This window comes from Bradyrhizobium sp. LjRoot220 (assembly GCF_964252915.1).
In the GTDB taxonomy this organism is placed as follows: domain Bacteria; phylum Pseudomonadota; class Alphaproteobacteria; order Rhizobiales; family Xanthobacteraceae; genus Bradyrhizobium.
Genome location: NZ_CAXUPS020000002.1, coordinates 127,216 through 153,486 on the forward strand (window position 1 = coordinate 127,216; position 26,271 = coordinate 153,486).

Sequence of the window (26,271 nt, forward strand, 5' to 3'; positions counted from 1 at the left end):
GTGCTCAAAAGCAACGAAATGTCTGTTGGGGTCGACAATATGAGTTCCAAAGGGTTCGGGTCGGATGCGAAGTCCGGCGCCACGCGCGAATTGCGCGTTGGCGTGATCGGTGCCGGTGTGATGGGCAGCAACCACGCCCGCGTGCTGGCGGGCCTGCCCGGCATCACGCTGGTCGGCATCGTCGATCCGCTGCCGGAACACCGCGCGCGCGCCACCGAACTCGCCGGCTGCCGCGCTTTCGAAGCTCTCGAGGAATTGCTGGCCGAGGGCGTCGATGCCGTCACCATCGCAGCTCCGACCCATCTGCATCACGAGGTCGCGCTCGCCTGCATCGCGCGCAAAATCCATATCCTGGTCGAGAAGCCGATTGCGCCGACCGTGCAGGAGGGGCGGGACATCGTCGACGCCGCGCAACGCGCCGGGGTCACGCTGATGGTCGGCCATGTCGAGCGCTTCAATCCGGCGGTCGCGGCAATCAAGCAGGCGATCTCCGGCGAGGACATCCTTTCGATCGGCATCACCCGGGTCGGGCCATTTCCGCCGCGCATGTCGAATGTCGGCGTCGTCATCGACCTTGCCGTGCACGATATCGACCTGATCCGCTGGTTCACCGAATCCGACATCGTCGAGGTGCAGCCGCAGCTCTCCAGCGCAGTCGCCGAGCGCGAGGACATCGCGCTGCTGCAATTCCGCACCGCCTCGGGCGTGCTCGCCCACATCAACACCAACTGGCTGACGCCGTTCAAGGCGCGCAACGTCACGGTCGCGACCCGCGGCAAATATGTGATGGGCGACTTGCTGACGCGTCAGGTGACCGAGTGCTTTGGCTTCAAGCCCGACGGCAGCTATTCGATGCGTCATCTGCCGGTCGGCCATGACGAGCCGCTGCGCGCCGAATTGATCGCGTTCCTCGATGCTGTCAGGTCCGGCAATGTGCCGGCGGTTACCGGCGACGAGGGCGTCGCCAGCCTCGAAATCGCGATCCGCTGCCTCGAAGCGCCGGCCCGGCCCGCGGCCTCCTCCGCGCGCAAGGGTCCGCGCCGCGTCGTCGGCTGATTCCCGTTCAACTCATTCCCAGCAAGGCTCCATGAACCAGCACATGCGTCCAGAACCGATTCCCCTGATCGATATCGCCGCGCAGCGCCGCCGGCTCGGCAAGTCGATCGACGACGCCGTTTCCCGCGTGCTCAACCACTGCCAGTTCATCAATGGCCCGGAAGTAACCACGCTCGAGACGGCGCTGGCGGCATTCAGTGGCGCCAGACATGTCGTGAGCTGCGCCAGCGGCACCGATGCGCTGCTGATGGTGCTGATGGCCAAAAACGTCGGTCCCGGCGATGCCGTGCTGTGTCCGTCGTTCACGTTCTGCGCGACCGGTGAAGCCGTGGCGCTCACGGGGGCTGTACCTGTTTTTGTCGACGTCGATGAGCAGACCTTCAACATGGATCCGGCCTCGCTCAAGCGCGGCATCGCCACGGCGCGGCAACGCGGGCTAAAGCCCCGCGCGGTGATCGTGGTCGACCTGTTCGGGCAGAGCGCCGACCACGACGCCATCGGCGCTGTCGCGGAGGCCGAAGGGTTGTTTGTGCTAGACGATGCCGCGCAAGGTTTTGGCGCCAGCTACAAGGGCCGCAAGCTCGGCACCTTCGGGCTCGCCACCGCGACCAGCTTCTTCCCGGCCAAGCCGCTCGGCTGCTACGGCGATGGCGGCGCGATCTTCACCGACGATGACGAACTGGCGAACACGCTGCGCAGCATTCGCGTGCACGGCCAGGGCTCCGACAAATACGACAATGTCCGGCTCGGTCTCACCGGACGGCTCGACACCATGCAGGCGGCGGTCCTGATCGAAAAGCTGAAGATTTTCGAGGATGAGATCGCGGCGCGTAACGCCATCGCGGATCGCTACGCGCGCGGCCTCGGCAATGTCGTGACCGTGCCGCGGCTTGCCTCCGGCTGCAGCTCGGTGTGGGCGCAATACACCATCCGGCTGCCGAAGGGTACCGATCGCGACGGTTTTGCCGCCGCGCTGAAGGCGCAGGGCATTCCGACCGCGGTCTACTACACCAAATCGATGCATCAGCAGACCGCGTACCGGGATTTTCCAGTCGCGGACGGCGGCTTGCCGGTGAGCGAAAGCCTTTCGGAAGACGTCATCAGCCTGCCGATGCACGCCTATCTCGACGAGCCGACGCAGGACCGCGTCATCCAGGCGGTGCGCGGCGCGCTTTCCGCCTGATTTTCGGCGCGATAACGTTTTCGAAGAAAACGCTTCAAATAAAATGCTTCGGTTCTGATGCAATCGGAACCGAATATGCGCTAGAAGCGGGCTCATGCTTGGGCGCATCTTCACCGTCGGCGGCTATACGCTTCTTTCGCGCGTGACCGGTTTTGCGCGCGACATCATGCTCGCGGCGATCCTTGGCGCCGGGCCGGTCGCGGACGCGTTCTTCGTCGCGCTGCGGCTGCCCAATCATTTTCGCGCGATCTTTGCCGAGGGCGCCTTCAACGCCGCGTTCGTGCCGGCCTATGCCCACCTGCATGGGCAGAACCAGGCCTCGGCAAAACTGTTCGCCGATCGCATCTTCACGCTGCTGCTCAGTGCCCAGATCGTGCTGCTCGTGGTGGCGTGGCTGTTCATGCCGCAGGTGATCGGCCTGCTGGCGCCGGGATTTTCCGACGATCCGGCGCGCGGCGAACTTGCGATCGCGCTGACGCGGATCACCTTTCCCTATCTGCTGCTGATCACGCTGGTGACGCTGTACGGCGGCATGCTCAACGTCATGCATCGCTTTGCCAGTGCGGCGGCGGCGCCGATCTTTCTCAATCTGTCGATGATGGCCACTTTGGCGCTCGCCGCGTTCTTTCCGGGTGCCGGTTATGCCGCCGCATGGGGCGTCCTGATCGCCGGCATCCTCGAATTTCTGCTGCTGGCAGGCGATGCGGCCAGGAACGGCATCCTGCCGAAATTCAGCGTGCCCAGGCTCGACATGGATGTACGCGCCTTCTTTCGCGCACTGGGCCCCGCGACCATCGGCTCGATGGGAACGCAGGTGGCGTTGTTCGCCGACACCATCATCGCGACGTTTCTCGCCGCCGGCGCGCTGTCGGCGCTGTACTACGCCGACCGCCTCAACCAGCTGCCGATCGGCGTGATCGGGATCGCGATCGGCACGGTGCTGCTGCCGGAATTGTCGCGCCGATTGGCGGCGGAAGACCACGCCGGCGCCGCCAAGGCGCAGCGGCGGGCGTTCGATTTCACGCTGCTGTTTTCGATCCCGTTCGTCGCCGCGTTCCTCACGGTGCCTGACGTGATCATGCGGGCGATGTTTGCGCGCGGCGCGTTTTCGAAGGCCGACGCCGCGGCCGCGGGCGCGACACTGGCCGCCTATGCGGTCGGGCTGATTCCGTTCGTGATGATCCGCAGCGCGGTCGCAACCTTCTATGCCCGCAAGGATACCGCAACCCCGGTGAAGGCGGCGCTGACCGGCGTTGCGGTCAACGTCGCCTTGAAAGTCGCCCTGATGGGCACGCTGGCCCAGATCGGTCTCGCGCTCGCGACCGCGATCGGCGCCTGGATCAATTTGTTGTTGGTGCTCGGTTTTGCAGTGCGAAGAGGATTTCTCCAGCTGGACCGCGAGTGGCTCATATCGCTCGCCAAGTTCGCGATATCTGGCATCGTGCTTGCGGCAGCCCTTTGGCTGACCGCGCGATTCGCAGCCCTCTATTTCGCTCAAATGACGAGTTTTCGCGACGAACTCGCGTTGCTCTTACTTATGTTAACCGGCATTTTTGTCTATGGTTTTTCCATCCTGGTGCTGTTCGGCAGAGGCTGGATTTTCAGACTGATCCGCGGCTAAACCCGTTTGCGCTTGGCGGCGAACCACGCCAATATGGCGCGAAATCAATCAGGCTATTGGAGATACGATGGCAGCTCCCATCAAGTTCGGCGTCGGTCACAGCGTCCGCCGCAAGGAAGACGATGCGCTCATTCGCGGCAAGGGCCGCTATACCGACGACGTGTCGCCGTCTGCCGCGATGCATGCGCTGGTGCTGCGCTCGCCGCACGCGCACGCCAAGTTCACCATCGACGTCACCAAGGCCCGCGGCATGCCTGGTGTCGGCGCGGTCCTGATCGCCGACGACGTCAAGGATCTCGGCAATCTGCCCTGCCTGTTCAATTTCGAAGTCGATCCGTTCACCGGACCTCCTTACCCGATCCTCGCAAAAGATGAAGTCCGTCATGTCGGCGACGCCGTCGCCTTCGTCGTGGCCGATACCATCGATCAGGCCCGCGATGCGCTCGAGGCGATCGAGGTCAACTGGACGCCGCTGCCCGCCGTGGTCGGCCTTGTCAACGCCGTCAAGAAGGGCGCGCCGCAGGTCTGGCCCAGTCACGCCGGCAACATCCTGTTCGACGTGCCGATCGGCGACAAGGCGGCAACCGACGCCGTTTTCGCCAAGGCACATGCGGTCGCCGAAGTGTCGATCGTCAATCCGCGCGTCATCACCAACTTCATGGAAACGCGCGCGGCGGTCGCCGAATACGATGCCAAGAAGGATCATCTGACGCTGACGATCGGCAGCCAGGGCAGCCATCGCCTGCGCGAGATCATCGGCGGCATGGTGCTCAAGATGCCGCTGGAAAAGATGCGGGTGATCTGCCCCGATGTCGGCGGCGGCTTCGGTACCAAACTGTTTCCGTACCGCGAATACGCGCTGATCTCGGTCGCCGCGAAACGGCTCAAGAAGACCATCAAATGGACCGCCGATCGCGCCGATCACTTCGTCGGCGACGCGCAGGGACGCGACAACGTCACCGTTGCGAAGATGGCGCTCGCCGAGGATGGCAAGTTTTTGGCGATGGACGTCGACCTGATGGGCGACATGGGCGCGTATCTGTCGACCTTCGGCCCCTACATTCCGCACGGCGGCGCCGGCATGCTGCCCGGCCTCTACGACATCCAGACCTTCCACTGCCGCGTCCGCACGGTGTTCACCAACACCGTGCCGGTCGATGCCTATCGCGGCGCGGGCCGTCCCGAAGCGGCTTACGTGATCGAGCGGCTGGTCGACGCCTGCGCGCGAAAACTTGGGCTGACGCCCGATGCCATCAGGCGCAAGAACTTCATCCCGCCGAAGGCGATGCCCTACAAGACCATCACCGGCAAGGTTTACGATTCAGGCGATTTCACCGCACATATGAAGCGCGCGATGGAAGTTGCCAACTGGAAGGATTTCCCCAAGCGCGCCAAGGCCGCCAGGAAGGAAGGCCTGGTGCGCGGTATTGGGCTGGCAAGCTATGTCGAGGTCTGCGGCACCATGGGTGAGGAGACTGCAAATGTGGCGCTCGATCCCAATGGCGACGTCACCATTCTGATCGGCACCCAGTCGAGCGGACAAGGCCATCAGACCGCCTATGCGCAGCTGATCGCCGAGCAGTTCGGGCTGCCGCCCGAGCGCGTGCACATCGTGCAGGGCGACACCGATCGCATCGCCACTGGTCTCGGCACCGGAGGTTCGGCCTCTATCCCGACCGGCGGCGTCAGCGTGCAGCGTGCGGCCCATGATCTCGGCGGCAAGCTGAAGGAGATAGCGGCCGAAGCGCTGGAAACCAGTGCGGGCGATCTGGAGATCAGCGACGGCAGGATACGGATCGCGGGCACCGACCGTTCGGTGAGTTTTGTCGATCTGGCCAGGCGTCCGGGCGTCGATCCGTCGAAGTTGAATTCGAGCGCGACCTTCACCCAGGCTGATGGCACATACCCGAACGGCACCCATCTCGCCGAAGTCGAGATCGACCCGGCGACCGGCATCATCAAGATCATCAACTACGTGATCGTCGACGATTTCGGGGTGACGCTCAATCCGCTGCTGCTTGCCGGCCAGGTGCATGGCGGCGCGATGCAGGGGATAGGTCAGGCCTTGATGGAGCGGGCGGTGTTCTCCAGCGACGGCCAGCTCGTCACCGGCACGTTCATGGACTATGCGATGCCGCGCGCAGCCGACGGCCCGTCATTCCACTTCGAGACCCACAACGTGCCCTGCACCACCAATCCGCTGGGGGTGAAGGGCGCGGGCGAGGCCGGCGCGATCGGCTCCTGTCCGGCGGTGGTCAATGCGATCATCGAGGGGCTGTGGCGGGAGTACAAGATCGACCACATCGACATGCCCGCCACCCCCGAACGGGTCTGGATCGCGATTCGGGAGGCCCAGCGGCGGCATAACCTTTGATTTTTTGTCTGGAATGAATCTAAACTCCCGGGGTTGGCTCAATGAGGCAAGGTCCGCGGCGATCGCGGACCGGCATCAGTCAAAAACAGGGGTTTGCCGAATGAAACGGGTATTGTTGGTTGCAGGTGCACTGTTGCTCAGTGTCGGCGTTGGCGTGGCGCAGCAGGATTCGGTCAAGAGTGCCCAGGACACCATGAAGGCCAACGGAAAGAACGTCGGCGGCGTGCTGGCTCCGATGTTCAAGGGCGAAAAGCCCTACGACCAAGCCGCGGTCGATGCGGCGCTCAAGCAGCTCGACGACACCGCCAAGAAGCTCCCGGCCATGTTCCCCGCCAGCGTGAAGGATGCCAAGTGGGAAGGCGACTACGCCCCCGCGCCGAAGATCTGGGACGACAAGGCCGGCTACGACGCCAAGGTCGCGAGCTTCGCCAAGGTGGTGGCCGACGCCCAGGCCAAGATCAAGGACCTCGACACGCTGAAAGCGAATTTCCCCGGCATCGGCAAGGAATGCGGCGCCTGCCACGAGACCTTCCGCCTCAAGAAGGGCTAGACCATCGCTGGACAAGACAGAACGAGGCTGGATGCGTAACGCGTCCGGCCTTTTCGTCATTCGCGTGCGAGGACCTGGTCGCTCATCGCCTCGCCGCCGAAACGGCGTTGAGTTGCCGAAATTTTCGTGGAAGCTTCGGGCTGAAATTGCGTCCATACTGGCCATATTGAAACGCCCGATGACGGATTGGTGAATGCTGAAACGACTGTTCCTTCTGGCCGTTTTAGCCGGCATCGCCGGTCTCGGCATTTTCTGGTGGCTGACGATACCGGCGGTCGTCGCTGCGACTGCATTGCCCGCGTACACGCCCAACCTCGCCAACGGCCTCACAGCGTTCAATGCCGGCGGATGCTCCTCCTGCCATGCCGTGCCGAACCAGCCCGATCGCCTCAAGCTCGGCGGTGGACTGCCGCTGCCTTCGCCGTTCGGGACGTTCAACGTCCCCAATATCTCGCCCGATCCGAACGATGGCATCGGGCGATGGAGCGAAGCGGATTTCGTCACCGCCATGCTCAAGGGCACTTCGCCTTCGGGCGATCATTATTTTCCGGCGTTTCCCTACGCCTCCTATCAGCATGCGAAGGTCGAGGACGTCAGGGATCTGTTCGCTTATCTGAAGACGTTGGCGCCGGTAGCCGGCAAGGTGCGCGACCATGACGTGCCGTTTCCGTTCAACATCCGCCGCAATGTCGGGGTATGGAAATTCCTGTTCATGGACGGCAAGCCGTTCACGCCTGACGCCGGCAAATCCGCGCAATGGAATCGCGGCGCCTATCTCGTCAACAGCCTCGGTCACTGCGCCGAGTGCCACAGCCCGCGCAATCTCATCGGCGGCATCGTCGAAGCGCAGCGCTTCGCGGGCGGTCCGAATCCGGAAGGCAAGGGCTGGGTGCCCAACATCACGCAGAAGCGGATGTCGGACTGGAGCGCGAAGGATTTCGCCTATTTCCTCGAGAGCGGGCAGACGCCCGACGGCGACACCGCCGGTGGCTTGATGACGCGTGTGATCCGCAACACCTCGCAATTGTCGCCCGAGGACCGCACCGCGATGGCGGAGTATCTGAAATCGCTGCCCGCGGTGGAGGGACCGCCGCAGCCGAAGAAGGCGGAGAAGTCCTGACGCTTTAGCGTGCTCGCAACAGCCTCGCCGTCATCCTGAGGTGCGAGCCTTGCGGTGCACTTGCACCGCTGGGCGAGCCTCGAAGGATGGGCCACGGGCCGTACTCATCCTTCGAGGCGCGCAAGAGCGCGCACCTACGGGTGAACGCAATTGCGTTCATCCCGGGGATGACGGCGGACAGTGCGAGCGCGACGCCCCGGTCTGACGTCTTCACGCTCTAACTAGAACGTATTGATCAGGCCGGCCTTGGCGAGTGCGGCCTTGCGCGCGCCCATCCACTCCTCGGTGAGTTTTGCCGGATCGGCCGACGGGGTGCCCTTGATGTAGTCGGTCCACGCCGCGATCAGAATTTCCTGGCGCTTGAACAGGGCGTTGTTGTGCTTCTCCTGGTCGTCGCTCCAGGCGCCGGCTTCCTTTAGCGCCTTGACCGCGCCTTTGTGCACCGGCACCGCCCAATTCTTGGTTTGCCCCTTTACCGCAAGTCCGCTGGCGCCCGGCGCGTTGTCCTTGTATCCGTCATAGCCTTCGATCAGCGCCTTGGTCAGCATGTAGACGTCGTCCTCAGGCTGGCTCGCGTAGACCGTATAGATCGGATACGGATAGGTGCCCATCTGGACCGGCTTGTCCTTGGAAAAATCGCCGGCGCCGCAGGTGGCGTTGTGCTCGGTGAAGTACGGGCCGACCTTGCGCACGCGATCCCACCCTGCCTTGTCGGCGTGCGGCAAGGGCGGCCAGACGATGCCGCGCGGCGAGGTTTGCAGCTCCTTGGCGGGGCCCGCGATCGTCGAAGTGAACGCGGCATCAGCATCGTTGTTCACGACGCCTTTCCACATCGCATTGTTGCCCGAAAATTCGACGATCTTGACATCCTTGGCCGTCAGGTTCGCGAACGCCAGCATCGCCAGCACATTCTGGTTGAGTGCGGGCGAGCCGACCACGAATCCGATGCGCTTGCCCTTCAGGTCCGCGACGGCTTTCACACCAGTGTCGGCGGCCGCCGCCACCGAAAGACCGTTGCAGTCGACCGAAGACAGCGTGATCTGGACCGCCTGCGGTCCCCACTCCCGCGTCGCGAATTCAAACACGCCTTCCTGCGCGAAATAAACGCCGGCACCCATCGCCGAGATGGTCGCGCGGTTGAGTCGCAGCGGCTGAAGCCGGGCGACGTCGTTGCCGGCGGGCAATACGCGCGCATCAGCGCCGTATTTGTCCTTCATCATCTTGCCGATGGCGACGGTAATGTTAAACCCGGATGTCCCGGTGTCATAGGCCGTCATCGTCACGGACGGCGGCAGCTTCACCTGCGCGCCCGCCGTCGATGCCGCGAGCGCGGATCCGGCCAGCACAACGGCCGCAAGCTTCAAGATCGGATAGATCATTCATTCCTCCCCTCGGAAGCTGACGTTGCAGCCTTGAGACGCTTTGTCGCCTGTGCTTCTGGCCGACAAACGGGCGTCAGTCGGAAACAGGCGCTGCGTATTGGAGCGAATGCTTGCGGATTTCCGCTTCTACTGCAAGGCACAAGCAGGGGGGGCCGATCCGCGTCAGCTTGACGCGTTGATCATGGCTTCAGGATAGGCACTCCGCGCGCAGGGTCTGAAGCCGTCCAATCAGGTGAGGTGCTAGCTGGTGCCGAACGCCTTGAAGGTGATGATGGTGTGGGTGTCCTGGATGCCGGGAATGACCTGCACCTTCTCATTGACGAAATGGCCGATATCGGTGGCGTTATCGACGTAGAACTTGACCAGCAGGTCGTAATCGCCGGCGGTGGAATAGATCTCCGAGGCGATCTCGGCTTCCGCGAGCGCATTGGCCACCGCATAGGACTGGCCGAGCTTGCATTTGAACTGGACGAAGAAGGGAACCATGGCTTGTCGTCTCCGAAGGGGCGATTTGCACCCAATATAGCGTTTTCGAGCCGGGTGGATACCGGTTCAGGCCAGGAAAACGTAGAGGAAAACATGCAGGAAAACGCGCCGCAATCAGGACGTCAAAAGGCCGATGAAATCAGCCTGAAACAGTCACGAAACCGTATGGCGTGAACCCCTTCAGATCCCGGTTCGACCAAACATCAAACGGGAGATGAAGATGATCAAAGTCGGTTCGAAGGAAGAAGTTGCCCTGCTGCTCGCATTCTTTGGCGTGCTTGACCTGCCGGTCCAGGCGCCGAAGCGCAAATGACGCTGCTTGTCGGCCCATTGTTGTTCGTGTTGCTGGGCTTCGGCGCTGTCAAAGCCAAAAAGGCGGGCCTCTCCGGCTGGGAGGTCCTCCTCATGGTCGCCGTCGGCAGCCTTGTGATTCTGGTCGTCATGTTCGGATTCCTGACGTGGGGCTTCCGCAACTTCGGTTAGCGCATTGACCTGCCGTCTGCCGCGCGAGGGCTAGCCAGCTTGCTGGCAATGGCCGGCCGCGCTAGGACAGGCTATGGTCCCGAACACACCAGTTGCACGAGGCGGGCGATGACGCCGATCGCGCTCACAATCGCCGGCTCCGATTCGTCCGGAGGCGCCGGTATCCAGGCCGACCTGAAGACGTTTGCCGCGCTCGGTGTCTATGGCGCCTCTGCGATCACGGCGCTGACGGCGCAGAACACCACCGGCGTCAGCGGCATCCATCAGGTGCCGGCGGAATTCCTCACCGCGCAGATCGACGCGGTATTTTCCGATCTCGCCGTCGGCGCGGTCAAGATCGGCATGGTGGCGCAGCCCGCGAGCATCGATGCCATCGTCGCGGGGCTGACGCGCTGGTCGCCCAATCATGTCGTGCTCGATCCCGTGATGGTCGCGACCTCGGGCGATCGCCTGCTGGCGACCGAGGCCGTCGAGGCCTTGCGCACCAGGCTCATTCCGCTCGCCTCTGTCATCACGCCCAATCTGCCGGAGGCCGCGGCCTTGCTCGATGAGCCTATGGCGACGGACGAAGCCGCGGTCGAAAATCAGGGCAGGCGGTTGCTGGCGATGGGCTGCCGCGCGGTGCTGATCAAGGGCGGCCACGGGCAGGGCGCCGAGAGCACCGATTATCTGATCGACGCGAATGCCACGATCACGCTGGCCGCTCCGCGCATCGCCACCAAAAATACCCACGGCACCGGCTGCTCGCTGTCATCGGCGATTGCGGCCGGCCTTGCCAAAGGCGATAGTCTGGAAACCGCCGTCCGCAACGCCAAGGCCTGGATCAGTGCCGCGATCGCAGCCGCGGACCGCTTCAGCGTCGGCCGCGGCCACGGCCCGGTCCATCATTTTCACGGGTACTATTGAAGGCGCTTCCGTGCGGCGTCTCTGCCAGCGCCGATGCCCGCGAGGGGCGACCATACGCCCCGGGAGCAGTCCTTGTCCAAATGGCCCATTTGCGGGACCATGCCCGGCACCTATAATTCAGCGCCTGAAATTCAAGAGAAGCGCGACGCCGCCAATGCGCGGAACAGTGTCGCCATATCCGGGAGGGAACGCCTTGAAACAAAAGAACCTGCGCTACGCCGTATTGACCGTTCTGGCGGGCCTTGCGATCGCCGCCAGTCCGGCCCTGGCCCAGACATGGCCGGAGAAGCCGATCACGTTCGTGGTGCCATTTGCGGCCGGCGGCGGCACCGACGCGTTCGCCCGCCCGCTCGCAGCCCAGCTCGACACCCAGCTTGGCAAGCGCGTGCTGATCGAAAACCGCGCCGGCGCCGGCGGCACGGTCGGCGCCTCGGCGGCGTCCAAGGCCGCTCCCGACGGCTACACCTTCTTCATGGGCGCGGCGCATCACACCATTGCCCCCTCGCTCTATCCCAACCTCGACTACGACATCGAGAAGGATTTTATCGCCGTCGCCGTGATCGCGCGTCCGCCACAGGTGATCGTCGTTAACCCCGAAAAGGTCGCCGCCAAGACGCTTGCCGAGTTCATAGCCTTCGCCAAAGCGAACCCGGGCCAACTGAACTACGGCTCCGCCGGGGCCGGCACAACCCACCATCTGGCGGGCGAATTGTTCAAGATCCTGACCAAGACCAATATCCAGCACGTCCCTTATCGCGGGGCGGGGCCCGCGATGCAGGATCTGATCGCCGGCCATGTGCCTGTTGTGTTCGACGGCATGGGCTCGTCGGCAGGACCGATCAGGGCCGGGCAGTTGCGCGCGCTCGCGGTTGCGGCGCCGAAGCGGGTAGCCGCGTTCCCCGATCTTCCCACGGCCAAGGAAGCTGGTCTGGCCGATTTTGAAGTAGCGACCTGGTATGGCCTGTTTGCGCCCAAGAACACGCCGCCGGCGATCGTCGAACGCATGATCAAGGAGGTGCAGCAGGCGATGCAGACGAGCGCAATCAAGGAGGCTTGGGAGCGCAACGGCTCTGACGTTCCCGACGTGACGGGCCCGGCATTCGCTACCATGGTATCCGCCGAAGTCGCGCGCTGGCGCAAGGTCGTGAAGGAAGCGAATGTGAAGCTGGACTAGCCGGCTCGCCGGCACGTTCCGCGTCGCCACGACGTGGCGCGATGTGCAAGAGGCAAGCATCGACTGGCTTCAAAGCGGGCACCGCCGCGGTGCCCGCTCGCCCGCTGCGCATGGCGCCGGGCGCGGAAGTAGCACTTCCGCGCATGCCCCAAAGTTCGTTAAGATGAAGGTTGAACGGTCGCGGGAGTCCTCTCGGCCCAGCACCAGCGGATTTGCAATCTATGACTTGCACCCTATGGCTTGCACCCTAACGGAGTGATCACATGAAACGCCGTACGTTCCTCAAAGGCAGCGCCGTGGTCGGCGCGACGACGCTGGTTGCGGCACCTGCGATCGCGCAAGCAGCGCCCGAGATCAAGTGGCGCCTGACCTCGAGCTTTCCAAAGTCGCTCGATACCATCTTTGGCACGGCGCAAACCTTTGCCAAATACGTCGCCGATGCCACCGACAACAAGTTTCAGATCCAGACCTTTGCGGCCGGCGAGGTCGTGCCTGGCCTGCAGGCACTCGATGCCGTGAGCACCGCGACTGTCGAGATGGCGCAGACGCCGCTGTATTTCTACATCGGCAAGGAGCCGGCGCTGACCTATGCCACCGGCGCCCCCTTCGGCATGAACCATCGCCACCAGCATTCCTGGTGGACGTTCGGCGGCGGCGCCGACCTCTGCAACGAGGCGCTGAAGCCGTTCAAGGCGCATGCGATCCTGTGCGGTAATTCCGGTACGCAAATGGGCGGCTGGTTTCGCAAGGAGATCAAGACCGTCGATGATCTCAAAGGCCTCAAATTCCGCATCGCCGGAATGGGCGGCCATGTGCTCGCAAAGCTCGGCATCGTGCCGCAGCAGATCGCGGGCGGCGACGTCTATTCGGCGCTCGAGAAGGGCTCGATCGACGCCGCCGAGTTCGTCGGTCCCTACGATGACGAGAAGCTCGGCTTCTACAAAGTAGCAAAGTACTATTATTACCCCGGCTGGTGGGAAGGCGGCGCCATGCTGCACATGATCGTCAACGACGAGAAGTGGAACGCGCTTCCCAAGCAATACCAGGCGATCCTCAACCAGGCGGGTTCGGCGGCGGGCGCCTGGATGATCGAAAAATATGACAGCGTCAATCCGGCCGCCCTGAAGCGGCTGATCGCGGGCGGGGCCGAGCTGCGCGCGTTCCCGCTACCGGTCATGGAAGCCTGCTACACCGCCACGCAGGATCATCTGAACGGAATCGCCGAGAAGAGCCCGCTCTTCAAGAAGACCAAAGAGAGCCACGACGCCTACATGAAGGAAGTGCTGTTCTACACGCAGATCGCGGAAAATTACTACGACAACTATTTGCTCAGCAAAATGCGCAAGGGCTGAGCGCGTCCGATCGGGAGAGGTGGGATGGCTTGCTGGTTTTGGGGCCAGCAAGCCGTCTGTACTGAACAACCCCACCGCCAATCAACTGGCCGTGACTTAGCGCCAGGACTCGAGTTCGACGGCCTGTTCACATATGCCGCGGATCGGTTCCCCGCTGGCGCGAGCCCACCTAATTCGTGCACGGCGAAAGTTCGCCTACCAGATGGATTGCACCGCCAGGACGAGCGCCGCTGAAAGCAGCGACGACACGGCGAGCAATGTCCAGTCCGGCCTCGCGCTTCCTGCCGTTATCCTTTCGACTAATAACTTTATCCGCTCGATCATTCGTCCTTGGGAAGCCGGTCAAGATAGGCGAGTCCGGAACACGTGAGTTCTTCAGCCTCGCTCTGGCTGGCCTCCAACCTCCCTTGCAGATGTCGCTCCAGCAGGCATCGTCGGCCGTCCGCCGCGTCGACATCGCGATGCGTCGCAAGATAGACGGTCCAGGCCGTGTCGACCGCCTTTCGAACGAGAGTTTCATCAACCATCCTCCAGCTCCAACAAGTGTGACTACCGATGGCAACTCAATTCGTCCGCGGAGGTTTCCTGTTTTTCCCAGTCCGTGCGGGCTTTAACGGTAACAGATATTGCCAGTCGGAGGCACCGTTTGCCACGGCTTGGTGGCCGACCTGTTCCGCCCTTCGTTCGCGCCCGGCTCCTGCCTCGCCTTCCTCGGCCGCTTGACGGCCGAGGGCCGGAAGCCGCCATCCGGATTTTGAATCAGTTCGGAAGTAACGGGTTGGTCGTTACGAACGCGACTTCCGCTTGGGGCATTTGCGAATCGGTCAGGTCACCAGGCCATGTCCGCAACGCTGCCGAAAGCGGAGAGCAGATTCAGGATTACTCCGCCAATGTGCTTCCTCGATTGCTTAAAATTTTCTGCAAATTGATAACGGCCAAACAACTGTTCCGGCAAAAGCTTGGCGTTGTTAAACCCGGCCTTTATCGCGGGCGTGCATCCTCCTGCAAAAGGAGGCGCATAAGCGATGCCCATTTTTCAGTATTTTTCCGTCGTAGGATCAGCGCTGTTCGTATTGTTGTTTGTTTCCGACGCTTGCTTGCGCGACAGCGAGAGCGATACCCGCTTCGACGGGTCGCTCTATCAAAGCGCCATCTACGCGCCCCGGCTGGTGGAAACCCTGACCGAGCCGCGCTTCACACGCGATGCGACGCCGGCTGATCGCGTAAGAGAAGTGTTTGCCCAGTTCGTGCCCAATGAGGGCAAGCGTGGCAAACGTTACTCTTCGGCATCGACGCGCGGGACTTAATTTCTTCGCGTGCATCGCGGCGCGCGCGACCCGATCGAGCGCAGCGCCGCGATCGCTATCGTCAGTCCGCGACCTCGATCGCCTTGCCGTTGACGCGCGTCTCGTGCTGCAGATTATCGACGGTCACGTGTGTGTCGTACCAGGTGAGGCGAGGCCGCACCCCGAATCGTTCCGTCAGTTCCGCCACGCGCGCCTCGGTAAACCAGGCCTCCGCCGATTGGCGGCTGTCCCAGAGATAGACGCCCCCGGTGCCTGTCTCGCCATTGAGGTAGTCCTTGCGGATCAACCCTTTGGAGGCGAGGCCGCGATAGATCGGCGCGCTCGACGTGCCGCCCGTGATCGCCTGTTCCTCGCTGCGCTTCGGTAGATCGAATTGGACGATAACGATGCAATTGGCCATGGCGGTCTCCTCGGTTCGCATGAAGGGATCGGGCGGGGCACCTGCGCCCAGGTTACGCTAGTTGCCGAACTTGATGCCGGCGTCCTTGATCACTTGCACCAGCAACACGGCGAACAGGTTCGCAACGAACGTCATCGTTTCCTCTGCTGTCCCGCATGCCGGTTTGCGCGGTCATCGCCGCGGGACGTCGAGGAAGTGTGACAGCAGCAGGCGCCGCCCGCAAGGCGGCGTGGCGGCGTCCGTGCAGCCACGCTCATCCACATTTTCGCACCGTTGCGTTTTGGACGATGGTGCAACAGCAAGCACCGCCGCGTCCCGGCCTTGAGCACAGATGCGCAATTGCGCATCGGGGGACCCATAACCGCAGGGAGGAGTTTTGCGAACGGTCTCTGCTACCGAGGCTTGATCGAGAGACCACGCGGTATGGGTCCCGGCGCAAGGCCGGGACGACACCGAATATATGTATGCAGCTAGACCGTAAATCTACCTGCCGCCGCCGTCGCTTCCCTGTCGCATCGCGCTGCTATCCGCTTTGGCAGGGGCGCGTCATTGATTCGCGTGGGGCCATCGGCCGCGTCAGTCGTCATCGCCCTGTCACAGCAAGCTGGTAGGTGCACAGGCATGGGTAGTGACTCCTCGAGTGAAGAGAGCCCGGAGCGGCGCTTTCGCACTTTGTTTATCTCCGACGTCCATCTCGGAGCCCGCGGCTCGCAAGCCGACCGGTTGCTCGACTTCCTCAAGAGCCATGACGCCGACACCATCTATCTGGTCGGCGATATCGTCGATGGCTGGGCGCTGAAATCCAACTGGTACTGGCCGCAATCGCATAACGACTTCGTGCAGAAGATGCTGCGCAAGGCGCGCAAGGGCGCCAAGGTCGTCTATGTGCCGGGCAACCACGACGAGTTCCTGCGCAGCTATTACGGCACCCATTTCGGCGGCATCGACGTGGTGGAAAACACCATCCACGAGGGCGTCGACGGCAAGCGCTATCTCATCATCCACGGCGACATCTTCGACCTGGTGGTGCAGAACGCGCGCTGGCTCGCCCATCTCGGCGACAAGGCCTACGATTTTGCCATTCAGATGAATCGCCTGGTCAATTTCTTCCGGCGCATGTTCGGCGTGCCCTATTGGTCGCTGTCGCAATGGGCGAAGTTGAAGGTCAAGAACGCCGTGAACTATATCGGTGCGTTCGAAAAGACGCTGGCCGGCGAAGCGCGGCGTCACGGCGCCGACGGCGTAATCTGCGGCCATATCCACTACGCCACTATCCGCGACGAGCACGGCATCCGCTACATGAACTGCGGCGACTGGGTCGAAAGCTGCACCGCGCTCGTCGAGCATGAGGACGGCCGGTTCGAAATCATCACCTGGGCCGATCCGCAGCGTCGGCTGGCGCCGGTTCCTCGCGTCGCGGCGCGCGCGGCATGACGCATATCCTGGTCGCGACCGATGCATGGCATCCCCAGGTTAACGGGGTGGTGCGGACGCTGACCATGATGGCGCAAGCCGCCAAAGGATTCGGCGTCGACGTCAGCTTCCTGACGCCGCAATCGTTTCGCACCGTTGCGATGCCGAGCTATCCGGATCTGGAACTCGCGCTGCCTTACCCGGCGAAGATCGCGGCATTGATCGAAGCGGCAAAGCCGGACAGCATTCACATCGCGACCGAAGGCCCGATCGGGCTCCTGGTTCGCCGCTATTGCCGCAAGCACCGGCTGCCGTTCACCACCAGCTTCCATACGCGCTTTCCGGAGTACGTCTCGGCGCGCTCGCCGATCCCGGAAAAATGGGTGTGGGGCGCGCTGCGCTGGTTCCACCGGCCGAGCCAGGCGGTGATGGCGGCGACGCCGGCGCTGTCAGCCGAATTGCGCCAGCGCGGATTTCGCAATGTGGTGCTGTGGTCGCGCGGCGTCGACACCTCGCTGTTTCATCCGCGCGAAGTTGACCTCTGTCTGCCGCAGCCGGTGTTCCTCAGTGTCGGCCGCGTCGCGGTTGAAAAAAATCTCGAAGCCTTCCTCGATCTCGATCTGCCCGGCACCAAGCTCATTGTCGGCGATGGTCCGGCCCGCGTGGCGCTGGAGCGGAAATATCCGGATGCGGTGTTTCTGGGCGCCCGGCAGGGCGAAGAACTGGCGGAGATCTATGCCGCCGCCGACGTTTTTGTATTCCCGAGCAAGACCGACACCTTTGGCCTGGTTCTGCTCGAAGCGCTCGCCAGCGGCCTGCCGGTTGCCGCTTTTCCGGTCACCGGTCCCCGCGACGTGATCGGTGCGGCGCCGGTCGGCGTCCTCTGCGACGATTTGCGTGCCGCCTGCCTGGACGCGATGCAGATCGCACCGCAGGCCTGCGTGGCGTTTGCCGCCGCCCACACCTGGCAGGCCTCGGCGCGCGTCTTTGTCGAGCATGCCCTCAACGTCCGCGACACCGGTTCCGAAGACGAAGCGGTCGAATTGGTGGCTGAAGACCCGCATTTCGCCGCCTGAATTCACCGGAATGCGTCTTGCCCGACTGTCCACGGACGCGATACAAAGTGGACATGACGGATCAAGCCTCAATGGCACCGATCGGGCCTGCGGATATCGATGCGGCGGCGCGGGTGGTTGCGCCGTTTGCGGTGCGAACGCCGCTGTTGTCATTCCCGGTCCTCAACGAACGGGTCGGGACCAAGGTCTTTCTCAAGCCGGAAATGCTGCAGCGGACCGGTTCTTTCAAGTTCCGCGGCGCCTTCAACAAGCTCGCATCGATCCCGCAAGCCGAGCGCAGCGGCGGCGTGGTCGCGTTCTCGTCCGGCAACCATGCCCAGGGCGTGGCTGCGGCGGCGCAGATCCTCAATATGCAGGCGACCATCGTGATGCCCAAGGACTCGCCGCTGACCAAGCGCGAGCGCACCAGGGGCTATGGCGCCGAAGTCGTGCTCTATGACCGCGACAAGGACGATCGCGAGGCGATCTCCAGGGACATCGCCAGCAAGCGCGGTGCGACGCTGGTGCGCCCCTATGACGATCCGTTCGTGATCGCGGGGCAGGGCACCGCCGGCCGCGAGATAGCAGAGGATATGGCCTCGCTCGGTCTGGCGCCCGATATCGTGGTGGCGCCGGCCTCCGGCGGCGGGCTGATCGCCGGCGTTGCCACCGCTGTCAAGGCGCGCTTTCCGCTGGCAAGCGTGATCGTCGCTGAACCCGAATTCTATGACGATCACGGCCTCTCGCTGCGCGCCGGACATCGCGAAGCCCACCACGCCGCCGATCGCACCATTTGCGACGCGCTGATGGCCGCGATCCCCGGCGTGATGACGTTCTCCATCAACAGCAAGCTGCTGGCGCAGGGCGTGGTCGCGTCCGACGCCGAAGTTGGCGCCGCGGTGGCCTATGCCTACCGGGAATTGAAGCTGGTGGTCGAGCCCGGCGGCGCCGTCGGTCTCGCCGCCTTGCTGGCCGGCCGGATCGATGTCCGCGGCAAGAACGTCGTCATCGTGCTGTCAGGCGGCAATGTCGACGCCGACCTATTCGCCAAGCTGGTGGCCTAGGACGACGCGATCAGCGCCTGAACCCGCCTCCGCCGCCAAACGAACCGCCACCACCGAACGAGCGGCCGCCCCCGAACGAATGCCGCGAGTGCCCAAACGAGCTGCGCGAGTGGCTCGCGGCGAAACGATGACTGGAGTGGCCGTGCATGCCGCCGCCCATCCTGCGCGGTCCGTGGTCGTGGAAGCGGCTCTTGCCATGCATGTGATGGCCATGGGCGTGGCCGTTCATCCTCGAGCCGGTTTGCGTGAACCTGTCCGTCCGGTGGCCGTGCATCGCGGCGGACGCACCCATTCCATTGGCCGATGACGCCAGCGCCGGCGCACGGTGGCCGTTCGAAAATCCATGGTGGCTCGCAGGCCTCGACAGGCGGTTGAATTGCATCAGCGGAATGCTTCTCGGCTGCGCTTGCAGCCGCAAGGCCGTGCGCGCATACGGACTGTCGGGGAAGCGATCGCGGAACGAACTGTAGCCGACGGCTGTGTTCGCCTTTACCGCCTTGTGCCATTCCGATGACTGCCGCCAGTTGCCGAGCAGCGCGCGGACGCGCTCGGACAGCGGGTCGGACGGATACAGCCGAATGAACTCCTCATAGTGTTCGGGCGAACCTTCCGACAAGACGTAATCATAGGCCTGACGCACCGAACGCGAAGGCAGGTTCGACGCCATCTGGACAACGGGGCCGCGATCGGGCGCGCGGGTCGCCGCAACCGCCGTATCGCCGAAGAAATAGAAGTCGTTGGTCAGCGACGAACTTTCCCATGGCGTCTGCCGGCCGCCGGTGGCGTTGTTCACTTCGAGACGGACGCGCTTGAACAATTGCTCGATCGGCAGATTGGGCTGCCGCGCGATGTTGAGGAACGCCGAGGTATAAGGGCTGTGATTGCCGTCGCCATCATGGGCCACCATGCCCGGCGCCGTCGAATATCCGACGATCGAGCCGCTGGGCGCATCGACCATCGCAAGGCCGCGCCCGGAATCGTCGACGTCGGGAAACGGATTGTTGCGGCAGGCGTCGAGCACGACGATCCGCATCCGGCTCGAGATGGTCTCCAGCGTTCCCATCAGATCGACTAGGCGCACCGAATTGCCGTCGAGGTCCGACAGCTTGGAAATTCTCGCATCGATCGGCAGCAGGTAATTTTCGCCCTCAAGCTGCACGCCATGCCCGGCATAATAGATCATGGCGACCGCATTGGGTCCGCGATCGGCAACCTTGGAAACAAAATCCTCGACGACCTTGACCATGTCGCTGCGCGTCAGATCGGTCGCGGCAGTGACTTCGAAGCCCGCGGTGTTGAGCAGTTGCGCGACCGATCGCGCGTCGTTACCGGGATTGGCGAGCGGCGGCGCGACCTGATAGTTCGCGTTCCCGATCACCAGCGCGACCCGCTGCTCCGCCGGCAATGACTTCGTGCCGGCGCTGATGGCGGCGTTCACCGCCTCGGCGGAAGCGGGGCCGGTATGCGCCAAGCTCAGCAGGCCGCCCAGCAGACCGGCGCACAGCAGGAGCGATTTGAAACGCGGCATGGTGTCCTCCATCCAATCTCAAGGTGAGATGTCCGGGGACAGGCTAGGTTGAGGTGAGGACGCTGTACGTGACCTTGGTCACGATCCGGCTTCGGCAATCATTCGATGGGAGGGAGAACCGGCTCTACGAGAAGAACGCGATCTTCTCGGCCTGGCTCATGCGCCGGATCGGGGCCAGCGGATCGTTGGCCGCGATGGGTCTGCGGACGAGGCCGCTGGCGATGATCGACGAGCCGAGCGAGACTTCCAGCGCCGGTTCCGGCACGGCTTGGGCGACCGGCTGGGGCGGTGGCTGAACCGGCCGTTCGGCCGCCGCTGCCATTGGCTCGGGCGGTACCGGCTCGGGCAGTGCTGGCTCGGCCACTTCAGCGACGGCTTCAGGCTCGATCGGAGGCGGCTCTACAAGGTGGGCTTCTTCAACCATCGGCCCGGCAATCCGAGCTTCCTCAGCCATCGGCGCTGCGACGTGGGCGTGCTGGACCTCCGGTTCGACGAACTCATCATCGTCGATGGGATCAGGCGCGCCCATCTCCATCGCGATCATGTCGAGCACGGCTTCGTCATGGGCATCGGCGGCCTCGGCCGTGAGTTCGACCGCATCGGCGGTCTCCATCGCGGCGGTTCCGACTTCCTCCAATGCGGCGTCGGCCTGGGAGACCACAGCTTCGGCGGCTACAACTTCAGTAGCCACAACTTCAGCGGCCACGGCTTCGGCGGTCGGTGTTGCAGCGTCGCTCGAAAGGGAACTGGTTGCAGCCTGAGCACCTTCCGATGCGGGGGCTTCCTCGACGATCTCGGCGACAGCCGGCGACTCGGTCTGCGCCGCCGGCGCTGGCGCGGCGACATGGGCTTCTGCAACCGGCGTATCAGCCATCGGCGCTTCAGCGACCGCAGCGGGCGTCTCCTCCTCGCCGAACTCCGCGATGCGGCCCGCAATCGAGGCGAACGCGGCCTGCAGCGCGGCCTTGGCCTCGTCGGAGGAGATTTGCTCGGCGCCTTGCTCGATGACCTGAACCTGCGAATCGATCAGGTCGCAGATTCGGCTGTCATTGCCGATTTCCCGCAAGCGCCAGGCGATCTCCCGGATCACCCGCGCGCCCTTGCGCACCGGCACCAGCTTCTCGTTCAGCGCGAGGCCGTCGATCGCCCCTATCGCCGAGGTCTGCGCGGCCTCGAGCGCACCGCGAATCGCAATCAAGGCCTCGACTAGTTTGGCTTCGGCGAGGCTGTTGTCCGCGACGGCGGCCGCGGCGTCGCGCTGGGCGTCGGCGGCCTCGCGCTGGGCGGCGAGGCTCTCTTCCTTCTGCGCCGCCAGGCTTTGCTCGATCCGCGCCACGGCGTCGAGCACCATGCTGGTGTCGGCGTTGCGGTTGCGCTTGGCATATTCGCCGAGGAACCAGCGGCCCCGCGAAGTCTCCATGAAGGCTTCGCTGATCGCAGCATAGTCTTCCTCGCCCGGCAGCGCGGCGCGTGCTGAGATCGGCGAAAGGGCGAATGCTTCGTCGGCCATGCTAAACTCTTCGCGCAAATCGCCGCGCGTTGCGATAACGAAACAACACGATATCGGGCGAATCGCAATTGAATTGATGCCAAGCGAATCACAAATCCCCATCGCATCTCAAGGCGCATCGAAGCGATTCGCGACGCGGCTGGCGCTGTTTTACGGCGCGACGTTCGGCACGATGGGCACCCATCTGCCGTTTTTCACGCTGTGGCTGAAGTCGATCGGCATCGACGCCTCCTGGATCGGAATCATTTCCGCGGTTCCGGCGGTGACGCGCTTTACCGTGCTGCCGTTCGTGACCGGTGCTGCGGGGCGGATTTATTCGCTGCGCACGATCCTGATCGTCACCGCGACCGCCACCGCGCTGGGCTTTGCGGTGATCGGCACGCAATACCTGCCGCTCGCGGTGCTGCTGGCCTATGCCGTGACCTGCTGTCTGTGGACCCCGATGCTGCCGCTGACGGACGCCTACGCGCTCGGCGGCGTGGCGCGGTATGGCTTGAATTACGGGCCGCTGAGGCTGTGGGGTTCGGCGGCCTTCGTGGTCGGCGCATTGGTCTGCGGCCTGCTGGTCGATTTCATTGCAGCCAGCCAGCTGATCTGGGTCATTGCGGCGATGGCCGCGCTTGGCGCCGTTGCGAGCCTGGGGCTGCAGCCGCTGGACCGGCCAAAGCCGCCGGCGACCGCCGTGCACGGCGGAAACGCCCTGCTGCGCGATCCCGGCTTCCTCGCCATCATCGTTGCGGCCGGCCTGATCCAGGGCAGCCACGCCGCCTACTACGGTTTTGCGTCCATCAGCTGGCAGGCGTCCGGTCTTGACGGGCTGACCATCGCCGGCCTGTGGGTGCTGGGCGTGCTCGCCGAGATCGTGGTGTTCGCGCTGTCGCCGCGTTTCACGCTGGCGCCGTCGCTGCTGGTGGTGATCGGCGGGCTCAGCGCGGTGGCGCGCTGGCTGATGTCAGCGCAGGAGCCCTCGGTCGCGGTGTTGTCTGCGGTACAGCTCGCGCATGGCCTGACCTACGGATTGACGCAGGTCGGCGTCATGGGACTGCTGGTGCGTCACGTGCCCGGTCACATGATGGCGCGCGGGCAGGGCTATCTTGCGGCCTGCGGCGGCATCATCAGCGCCACGGCGTCCGTGGTGTCGGGCAGGGTCTATGAGAATTACGGGCAGAATGTCTATTACGTGATGGCGGCGATGGCGCTGGTGGCTGCGATCGTGATGTGGCTGGCGCGGCACCGGCTAGCGCGTCACCCCCAGAGCGTGGCTTCCGGCGGGTAGACCAGACTGCCTTCGTAGCGCAGCCCGCCGTCGCGGTCGCGCGCCAGCAACAGCGGGCCGTCGAGATCGACGAAGCGCGCCTGTGGCGCCAGCAGCATTGCCGGGGCCATCGCCAGCGAGGTGGCGACCATGCAGCCGATCATGATCTCGAAGCCGAGCGCGCGGGCGGTATCCGCCATCGCCAGCGCTTCGGTCAGTCCGCCGGTTTTGTCGAGCTTGATGTTGACCGCGTCATAGCGTTCGCGAAGGCCGCTGAGCGAGGCGCGGTCATGCACGCTTTCGTCGGCGCACACCGCGATCGGCCGCTTGATGCGTGCCAGCGCGCCGTCATTGGCGGCGGCAAGCGGTTGCTCGACCAGCGTCACGCCGAGTTCGGCGCAGGCATTCAGGTTCCGTTCGAGATTGTCCGACGTCCAGGCCTCGTTGGCGTCCACGATCAGCTCGGATTCGGGGGCGGCCTTGCGGACGGCGGCGATCCGCATCCCGTCGCCGTCGCCGCCGAGCTTGATCTTGAGCAGCGGCCGGCGCGCCGCCTTGGCGGTCGCTGCGGCCATCGCCTCCGGCGTTCCCAGCGAAATCGTGAAGGCGGTGGTACAGGCCCGTGGCGCCGGCCGGCCGAGCAGGGTCCACACCCGCTGTTTCCTGCTTTTGGCCTCGAGGTCCAATAGGGCGCAATCCAGCGCGTTACGGGCGGCCCCTGCGGGCATCGCAGCCTGCAGGGCGGTTCGGTCCAATCCTCTGGACACCGGTTCCTGCATCGCCTGAAGGGCAGCCAGGGTCGCTTCCGGGGTTTCGCCATAGCGGGGGTAGGGAACACACTCGCCGCGCCCGGTACGGCCGCCATGGCTGACTTCGGCCACGATTGTGACGGCCTCGGTCTTGGCCCCGCGGCTGATCGTGAACGAGCCGGCGATCGGCCAGCGCTCGATGCGGGCCACAAGCTGTCGGTCAAATTCCTGGGATCGGCTGGAAGTCATTTTAAAATCTGGCAATTTCTGAACCGTGAGCTTGCTCGCCGCAACCAACTATGGCTGGTTAGGGACAGATTCTACAAGGCAAGGCGGCGTGCCGGACCATACCTTTTGCATCACTAGCGGGCGGGCCAGGGGGCGGGCATCGTGAGCGCAGACCCGACACTGGAGCGGATCGTCCAAGGCAACGGGCTTGCGCTGTGCGCTGCCGGGTCATGGACGGCCCGCTTTGCCCCCGTGCTTGAGCGGATGGTGGCCGATGCCGAGAAGCTTCGCGGCAGCCGCCCGAACATCTTCATCGACGTCTCCCAGGTGTCGAAGCTCGACACGTTCGGCGCCTGGCTGATCGAGCGGCTGCGCCGCAGCCTGACCGACGGTGGCATCGAGGCCAAGATCGCCGGCCTGTCGGCCAATTATTCCAGCCTGGTCGACGAGGTGCGCCGGGTCAAAGCCGAGCCTGTCGTCGAGACCCGGTCAGTGACGATCACGGGCATGCTGGAGCAGATCGGCCGCAGCGTGGCTGGCGTCGGCGGCACCCTGGTCGGATTGATCGAGATGCTCGGCGCGGTGCTATCAGCGGCAGGCCATGTCCTGATTCGTCCCCGCGGTTTCCGCCTGACCTCCACCGTGCATCATCTGGAGCAGGTGTGCTGGCGCGCGGTGCCGATCGTGGTGCTGATCACGTTTCTGATCGGCTGCATCATCTCGCAACAGGGCATCTTCCACTTCCGCAAATTCGGCGCCGACATTTTCGTGGTCGACATGCTCGGCGTGCTGGTGCTGCGCGAAATCGGCGTGCTGCTGGTGGCGATCATGGTGGCGGGCCGCTCGGGCTCGGCCTACACCGCCGAACTCGGCTCGATGAAAATGCGCGAGGAGATCGACGCGCTGCGCACCATGGGCTTCGATCCGATCGAGGTCCTGATCCTGCCGCGCATGCTGGCGCTGGTCATGGCGTTGCCGATCCTGGCGTTTCTCGGCGCGATGGCCGCGCTCTATGGCGGCGGTCTCGTCGCGTATCTCTATGGCGGCGTCGAGCCCGAAGCTTTCCTGCTGCGGCTGCGCGATGCCATCTCGATCGATCATTTCATCGTCGGCATCATCAAGGCGCCGGTGATGGCCGCGGTGATCGGCATCGTGGCCTGTGTCGAGGGGCTTGCGGTGCAGGGCAGCGCCGAATCGCTCGGACAGCACACCACGTCGTCGGTGGTGAAGGGAATCTTCTTCGTCATCGTCATGGATGGCGTGTTCGCCATCTTCTTCGCATCGATCGGAATGTGACCATGGCGGGCGAGATTTCCGATGCCATCATCCGGGTCCGCGACATCACCGTGCAGTTCGGCAAGACGCGGATTCTCGACGGGCTCAATCTCGACGTGAAGCGCGGCGAGATCCTCGGCTTCGTCGGCCCATCCGGCGCGGGCAAATCCGTGCTGACCCGCACCATCATCGGCCTCGTGCCCAAGGTCGCCGGCCGCATCGAGGTGTTCGGCGTCGATCTCGACAAGGCCAGCACGACCGAGCGGCGCGGCGTCGAGCGGCGCTGGGGCGTGCTGTTCCAGCAGGGTGCGCTGTTCTCCTCGCTCACCGTGCGGCAGAACATCCAGTTTCCGGTGCGCGAATATCTCAACCTCTCGCAGCGCCTGCTCGACGAGGTCATGGTCGCCAAGCTCGGCATGGTGGGCCTGAAGCCCGAAGTCGCCGACCGCTTTCCGTCCGAGCTTTCCGGCGGCATGGTCAAGCGGGTGGCACTGGCGCGCGCGCTCGCGCTCGATCCGGAACTGGTGTTCCTGGACGAGCCGACCTCAGGCCTCGATCCGATCGGCGCCGGCGACTTCGACGAGCTGGTCCGCACCCTGCAGCGTACTTTGGGGCTGACCGTTTTCATGGTAACCCACGACCTCGACAGCCTTTATACGGCTTGCGACCGTATCGCCGTTTTAGGGAACGGTAAGATCATTGCCGCAGGATCGATTGCCGAGATGAAGGCATCGCAGCATCCCTGGCTTAATCAGTATTTCAATGGCAAGCGCGCCCGCGCCGTTGTGGTGTAGGAGTAT

Annotated in this window: 25 protein-coding genes; 17 read left to right on the top strand and 8 right to left on the bottom strand. The window is 63.9% G+C overall.

All coding sequences use genetic code 11. From position 1 onward, the window contains the following. Positions 1–39 precede the first annotated feature (39 nt). From ACSQ84_RS08865 to ACSQ84_RS08890, 6 genes are all read left to right on the top strand, one after another. The gene (locus tag ACSQ84_RS08865; protein WP_436211297.1) at positions 40–1,056 is read left to right on the top strand and encodes a Gfo/Idh/MocA family oxidoreductase; all 1,017 of its coding nucleotides are present in this window, start codon (positions 40–42) and stop codon (positions 1,054–1,056) included. A 31-nt stretch (positions 1,057–1,087) separates the two neighbouring features. Continuing rightward, the gene (locus ACSQ84_RS08870; protein ID WP_436211298.1) at positions 1,088–2,239 is read left to right on the top strand and encodes a DegT/DnrJ/EryC1/StrS family aminotransferase; all 1,152 of its coding nucleotides are present in this window, start codon (positions 1,088–1,090) and stop codon (positions 2,237–2,239) included. Positions 2,240–2,333: 94 nt separating this feature from the next. Continuing rightward, a complete protein-coding gene (gene murJ / locus ACSQ84_RS08875) occupies positions 2,334–3,860 on the top strand; it encodes a murein biosynthesis integral membrane protein MurJ (protein WP_436211299.1) in 1,527 nt (508 codons plus the stop codon). A gap of 67 nt (positions 3,861–3,927) precedes the next feature. Next, entirely contained in the window at positions 3,928–6,234 is a 2,307-nt protein-coding gene (locus tag ACSQ84_RS08880; protein WP_436211300.1) for a xanthine dehydrogenase family protein molybdopterin-binding subunit, read from the top strand. A gap of 100 nt (positions 6,235–6,334) precedes the next feature. After that, on the top strand, positions 6,335–6,784 hold the full coding sequence (locus tag ACSQ84_RS08885; RefSeq protein WP_436211301.1) for a c-type cytochrome: 450 nt from the start codon (positions 6,335–6,337) through the stop codon (positions 6,782–6,784). Positions 6,785–6,977: 193 nt separating this feature from the next. Then, on the top strand, positions 6,978–7,904 hold the full coding sequence (locus ACSQ84_RS08890) for a c-type cytochrome (protein WP_436211302.1): 927 nt from the start codon (positions 6,978–6,980) through the stop codon (positions 7,902–7,904). A gap of 221 nt (positions 7,905–8,125) precedes the next feature. Here the strand turns inward: ACSQ84_RS08890 and ACSQ84_RS08895 are convergent, their stop codons facing one another. Both ACSQ84_RS08895 and ACSQ84_RS08900 read right to left on the bottom strand, forming a co-directional pair. Continuing rightward, on the bottom strand, positions 8,126–9,283 hold the full coding sequence (locus ACSQ84_RS08895; RefSeq protein WP_436211303.1) for a TAXI family TRAP transporter solute-binding subunit: 1,158 nt from the start codon (positions 9,281–9,283) through the stop codon (positions 8,126–8,128). 243 nt (positions 9,284–9,526) lie between these two features. Continuing rightward, positions 9,527–9,772 (bottom strand): Lrp/AsnC ligand binding domain-containing protein, encoded by a 246-nt coding sequence (locus tag ACSQ84_RS08900; RefSeq protein WP_436211304.1) that lies wholly within the window; start codon positions 9,770–9,772, stop codon positions 9,527–9,529. 309 nt (positions 9,773–10,081) lie between these two features. Here ACSQ84_RS08900 and ACSQ84_RS08905 point away from each other — a divergent pair, with 309 nt between their 5' ends. From ACSQ84_RS08905 to ACSQ84_RS08920, 4 genes are all read left to right on the top strand, one after another. Beyond that, positions 10,082–10,255: a hypothetical protein gene (locus tag ACSQ84_RS08905; RefSeq protein ID WP_436211305.1), complete on the top strand. Its 174-nt coding sequence runs from the start codon at positions 10,082–10,084 to the stop codon at positions 10,253–10,255. 108 nt (positions 10,256–10,363) lie between these two features. Then, positions 10,364–11,161, top strand: a complete 798-nt coding sequence (gene thiD / locus ACSQ84_RS08910) for a bifunctional hydroxymethylpyrimidine kinase/phosphomethylpyrimidine kinase (protein ID WP_436211306.1) — start codon at positions 10,364–10,366, stop codon at positions 11,159–11,161. 193 nt (positions 11,162–11,354) lie between these two features. Next, positions 11,355–12,335 (top strand): Bug family tripartite tricarboxylate transporter substrate binding protein, encoded by a 981-nt coding sequence (locus ACSQ84_RS08915; protein ID WP_436211307.1) that lies wholly within the window; start codon positions 11,355–11,357, stop codon positions 12,333–12,335. A gap of 263 nt (positions 12,336–12,598) precedes the next feature. Continuing rightward, on the top strand, positions 12,599–13,687 hold the full coding sequence (locus ACSQ84_RS08920) for a TRAP transporter substrate-binding protein (protein ID WP_436211308.1): 1,089 nt from the start codon (positions 12,599–12,601) through the stop codon (positions 13,685–13,687). Positions 13,688–14,007: 320 nt separating this feature from the next. Here ACSQ84_RS08920 and ACSQ84_RS08925 read toward each other — a convergent pair whose 3' ends face one another. Both ACSQ84_RS08925 and ACSQ84_RS08930 read right to left on the bottom strand, forming a co-directional pair. Continuing rightward, positions 14,008–14,214, bottom strand: a complete 207-nt coding sequence (locus ACSQ84_RS08925; RefSeq protein ID WP_436211309.1) for a hypothetical protein — start codon at positions 14,212–14,214, stop codon at positions 14,008–14,010. Between the two features lie 302 nt (positions 14,215–14,516). Beyond that, the gene (locus tag ACSQ84_RS08930; RefSeq protein ID WP_436211310.1) at positions 14,517–14,720 is read right to left on the bottom strand and encodes a hypothetical protein; all 204 of its coding nucleotides are present in this window, start codon (positions 14,718–14,720) and stop codon (positions 14,517–14,519) included. Between ACSQ84_RS08930 and ACSQ84_RS08935 the strand changes: the two genes are divergently transcribed. Continuing rightward, positions 14,713–14,994 (top strand): hypothetical protein, encoded by a 282-nt coding sequence (locus ACSQ84_RS08935; RefSeq protein ID WP_436211311.1) that lies wholly within the window; start codon positions 14,713–14,715, stop codon positions 14,992–14,994. The two genes, ACSQ84_RS08930 and ACSQ84_RS08935, sit on opposite strands and share 8 nt — an antisense overlap. A gap of 61 nt (positions 14,995–15,055) precedes the next feature. On the opposite strand, the gene ACSQ84_RS08940 is transcribed toward ACSQ84_RS08935, so the two are convergent. Further along, positions 15,056–15,394: a monooxygenase gene (locus ACSQ84_RS08940; protein ID WP_436211312.1), complete on the bottom strand. Its 339-nt coding sequence runs from the start codon at positions 15,392–15,394 to the stop codon at positions 15,056–15,058. 621 nt (positions 15,395–16,015) lie between these two features. Here ACSQ84_RS08940 and ACSQ84_RS08945 point away from each other — a divergent pair. The 3 genes from ACSQ84_RS08945 (at position 16,016) to ACSQ84_RS08955 (ending at position 18,926) form a co-directional block, all read left to right on the top strand. Beyond that, positions 16,016–16,828 (top strand): UDP-2,3-diacylglucosamine diphosphatase, encoded by an 813-nt coding sequence (locus tag ACSQ84_RS08945; RefSeq protein WP_436211313.1) that lies wholly within the window; start codon positions 16,016–16,018, stop codon positions 16,826–16,828. Beyond that, complete coding sequence (locus ACSQ84_RS08950) at positions 16,825–17,883, top strand: glycosyltransferase family 4 protein (RefSeq protein ID WP_436211314.1); 1,059 nt, start codon at positions 16,825–16,827, stop codon at positions 17,881–17,883. Before ACSQ84_RS08945 ends, ACSQ84_RS08950 begins: the two co-directional genes overlap by 4 nt. 71 nt (positions 17,884–17,954) lie before the next feature. Beyond that, positions 17,955–18,926 carry a threonine ammonia-lyase gene (locus ACSQ84_RS08955; protein ID WP_436211315.1) on the top strand — a complete coding sequence of 324 codons (972 nt, stop codon included), beginning with the start codon at positions 17,955–17,957 and terminating at the stop codon, positions 18,924–18,926. Positions 18,927–18,936: 10 nt separating this feature from the next. Here the strand turns inward: ACSQ84_RS08955 and ACSQ84_RS08960 are convergent, their stop codons facing one another. Then, positions 18,937–20,454: a caspase family protein gene (locus tag ACSQ84_RS08960; RefSeq protein ID WP_436211316.1), complete on the bottom strand. Its 1,518-nt coding sequence runs from the start codon at positions 20,452–20,454 to the stop codon at positions 18,937–18,939. A gap of 124 nt (positions 20,455–20,578) precedes the next feature. Continuing rightward, positions 20,579–21,964, bottom strand: a complete 1,386-nt coding sequence (locus ACSQ84_RS08965) for a hypothetical protein (RefSeq protein ID WP_436211317.1) — start codon at positions 21,962–21,964, stop codon at positions 20,579–20,581. A 76-nt stretch (positions 21,965–22,040) separates the two neighbouring features. Here ACSQ84_RS08965 and ACSQ84_RS08970 point away from each other — a divergent pair, with 76 nt between their 5' ends. Next, the gene (locus ACSQ84_RS08970) at positions 22,041–23,240 is read left to right on the top strand and encodes an MFS transporter (protein ID WP_436211318.1); all 1,200 of its coding nucleotides are present in this window, start codon (positions 22,041–22,043) and stop codon (positions 23,238–23,240) included. On the opposite strand, the gene dgcA is transcribed toward ACSQ84_RS08970, so the two are convergent. Further along, positions 23,210–24,217, bottom strand: coding sequence for an N-acetyl-D-Glu racemase DgcA (gene dgcA, locus ACSQ84_RS08975; protein ID WP_436211319.1), 1,008 nt, complete (start codon positions 24,215–24,217; stop codon positions 23,210–23,212). The two genes, ACSQ84_RS08970 and dgcA, sit on opposite strands and share 31 nt — an antisense overlap. A gap of 141 nt (positions 24,218–24,358) precedes the next feature. On the opposite strand from dgcA, the gene ACSQ84_RS08980 reads away from it, so the two are divergent. Both ACSQ84_RS08980 and ACSQ84_RS08985 read left to right on the top strand, forming a co-directional pair. Beyond that, positions 24,359–25,492: an MlaE family ABC transporter permease gene (locus ACSQ84_RS08980; RefSeq protein WP_436211320.1), complete on the top strand. Its 1,134-nt coding sequence runs from the start codon at positions 24,359–24,361 to the stop codon at positions 25,490–25,492. 2 nt (positions 25,493–25,494) lie between these two features. Next, positions 25,495–26,265, top strand: coding sequence for an ABC transporter ATP-binding protein (locus ACSQ84_RS08985; RefSeq protein ID WP_436211321.1), 771 nt, complete (start codon positions 25,495–25,497; stop codon positions 26,263–26,265). The last annotated feature ends 6 nt before the right edge of the window (positions 26,266–26,271 follow it).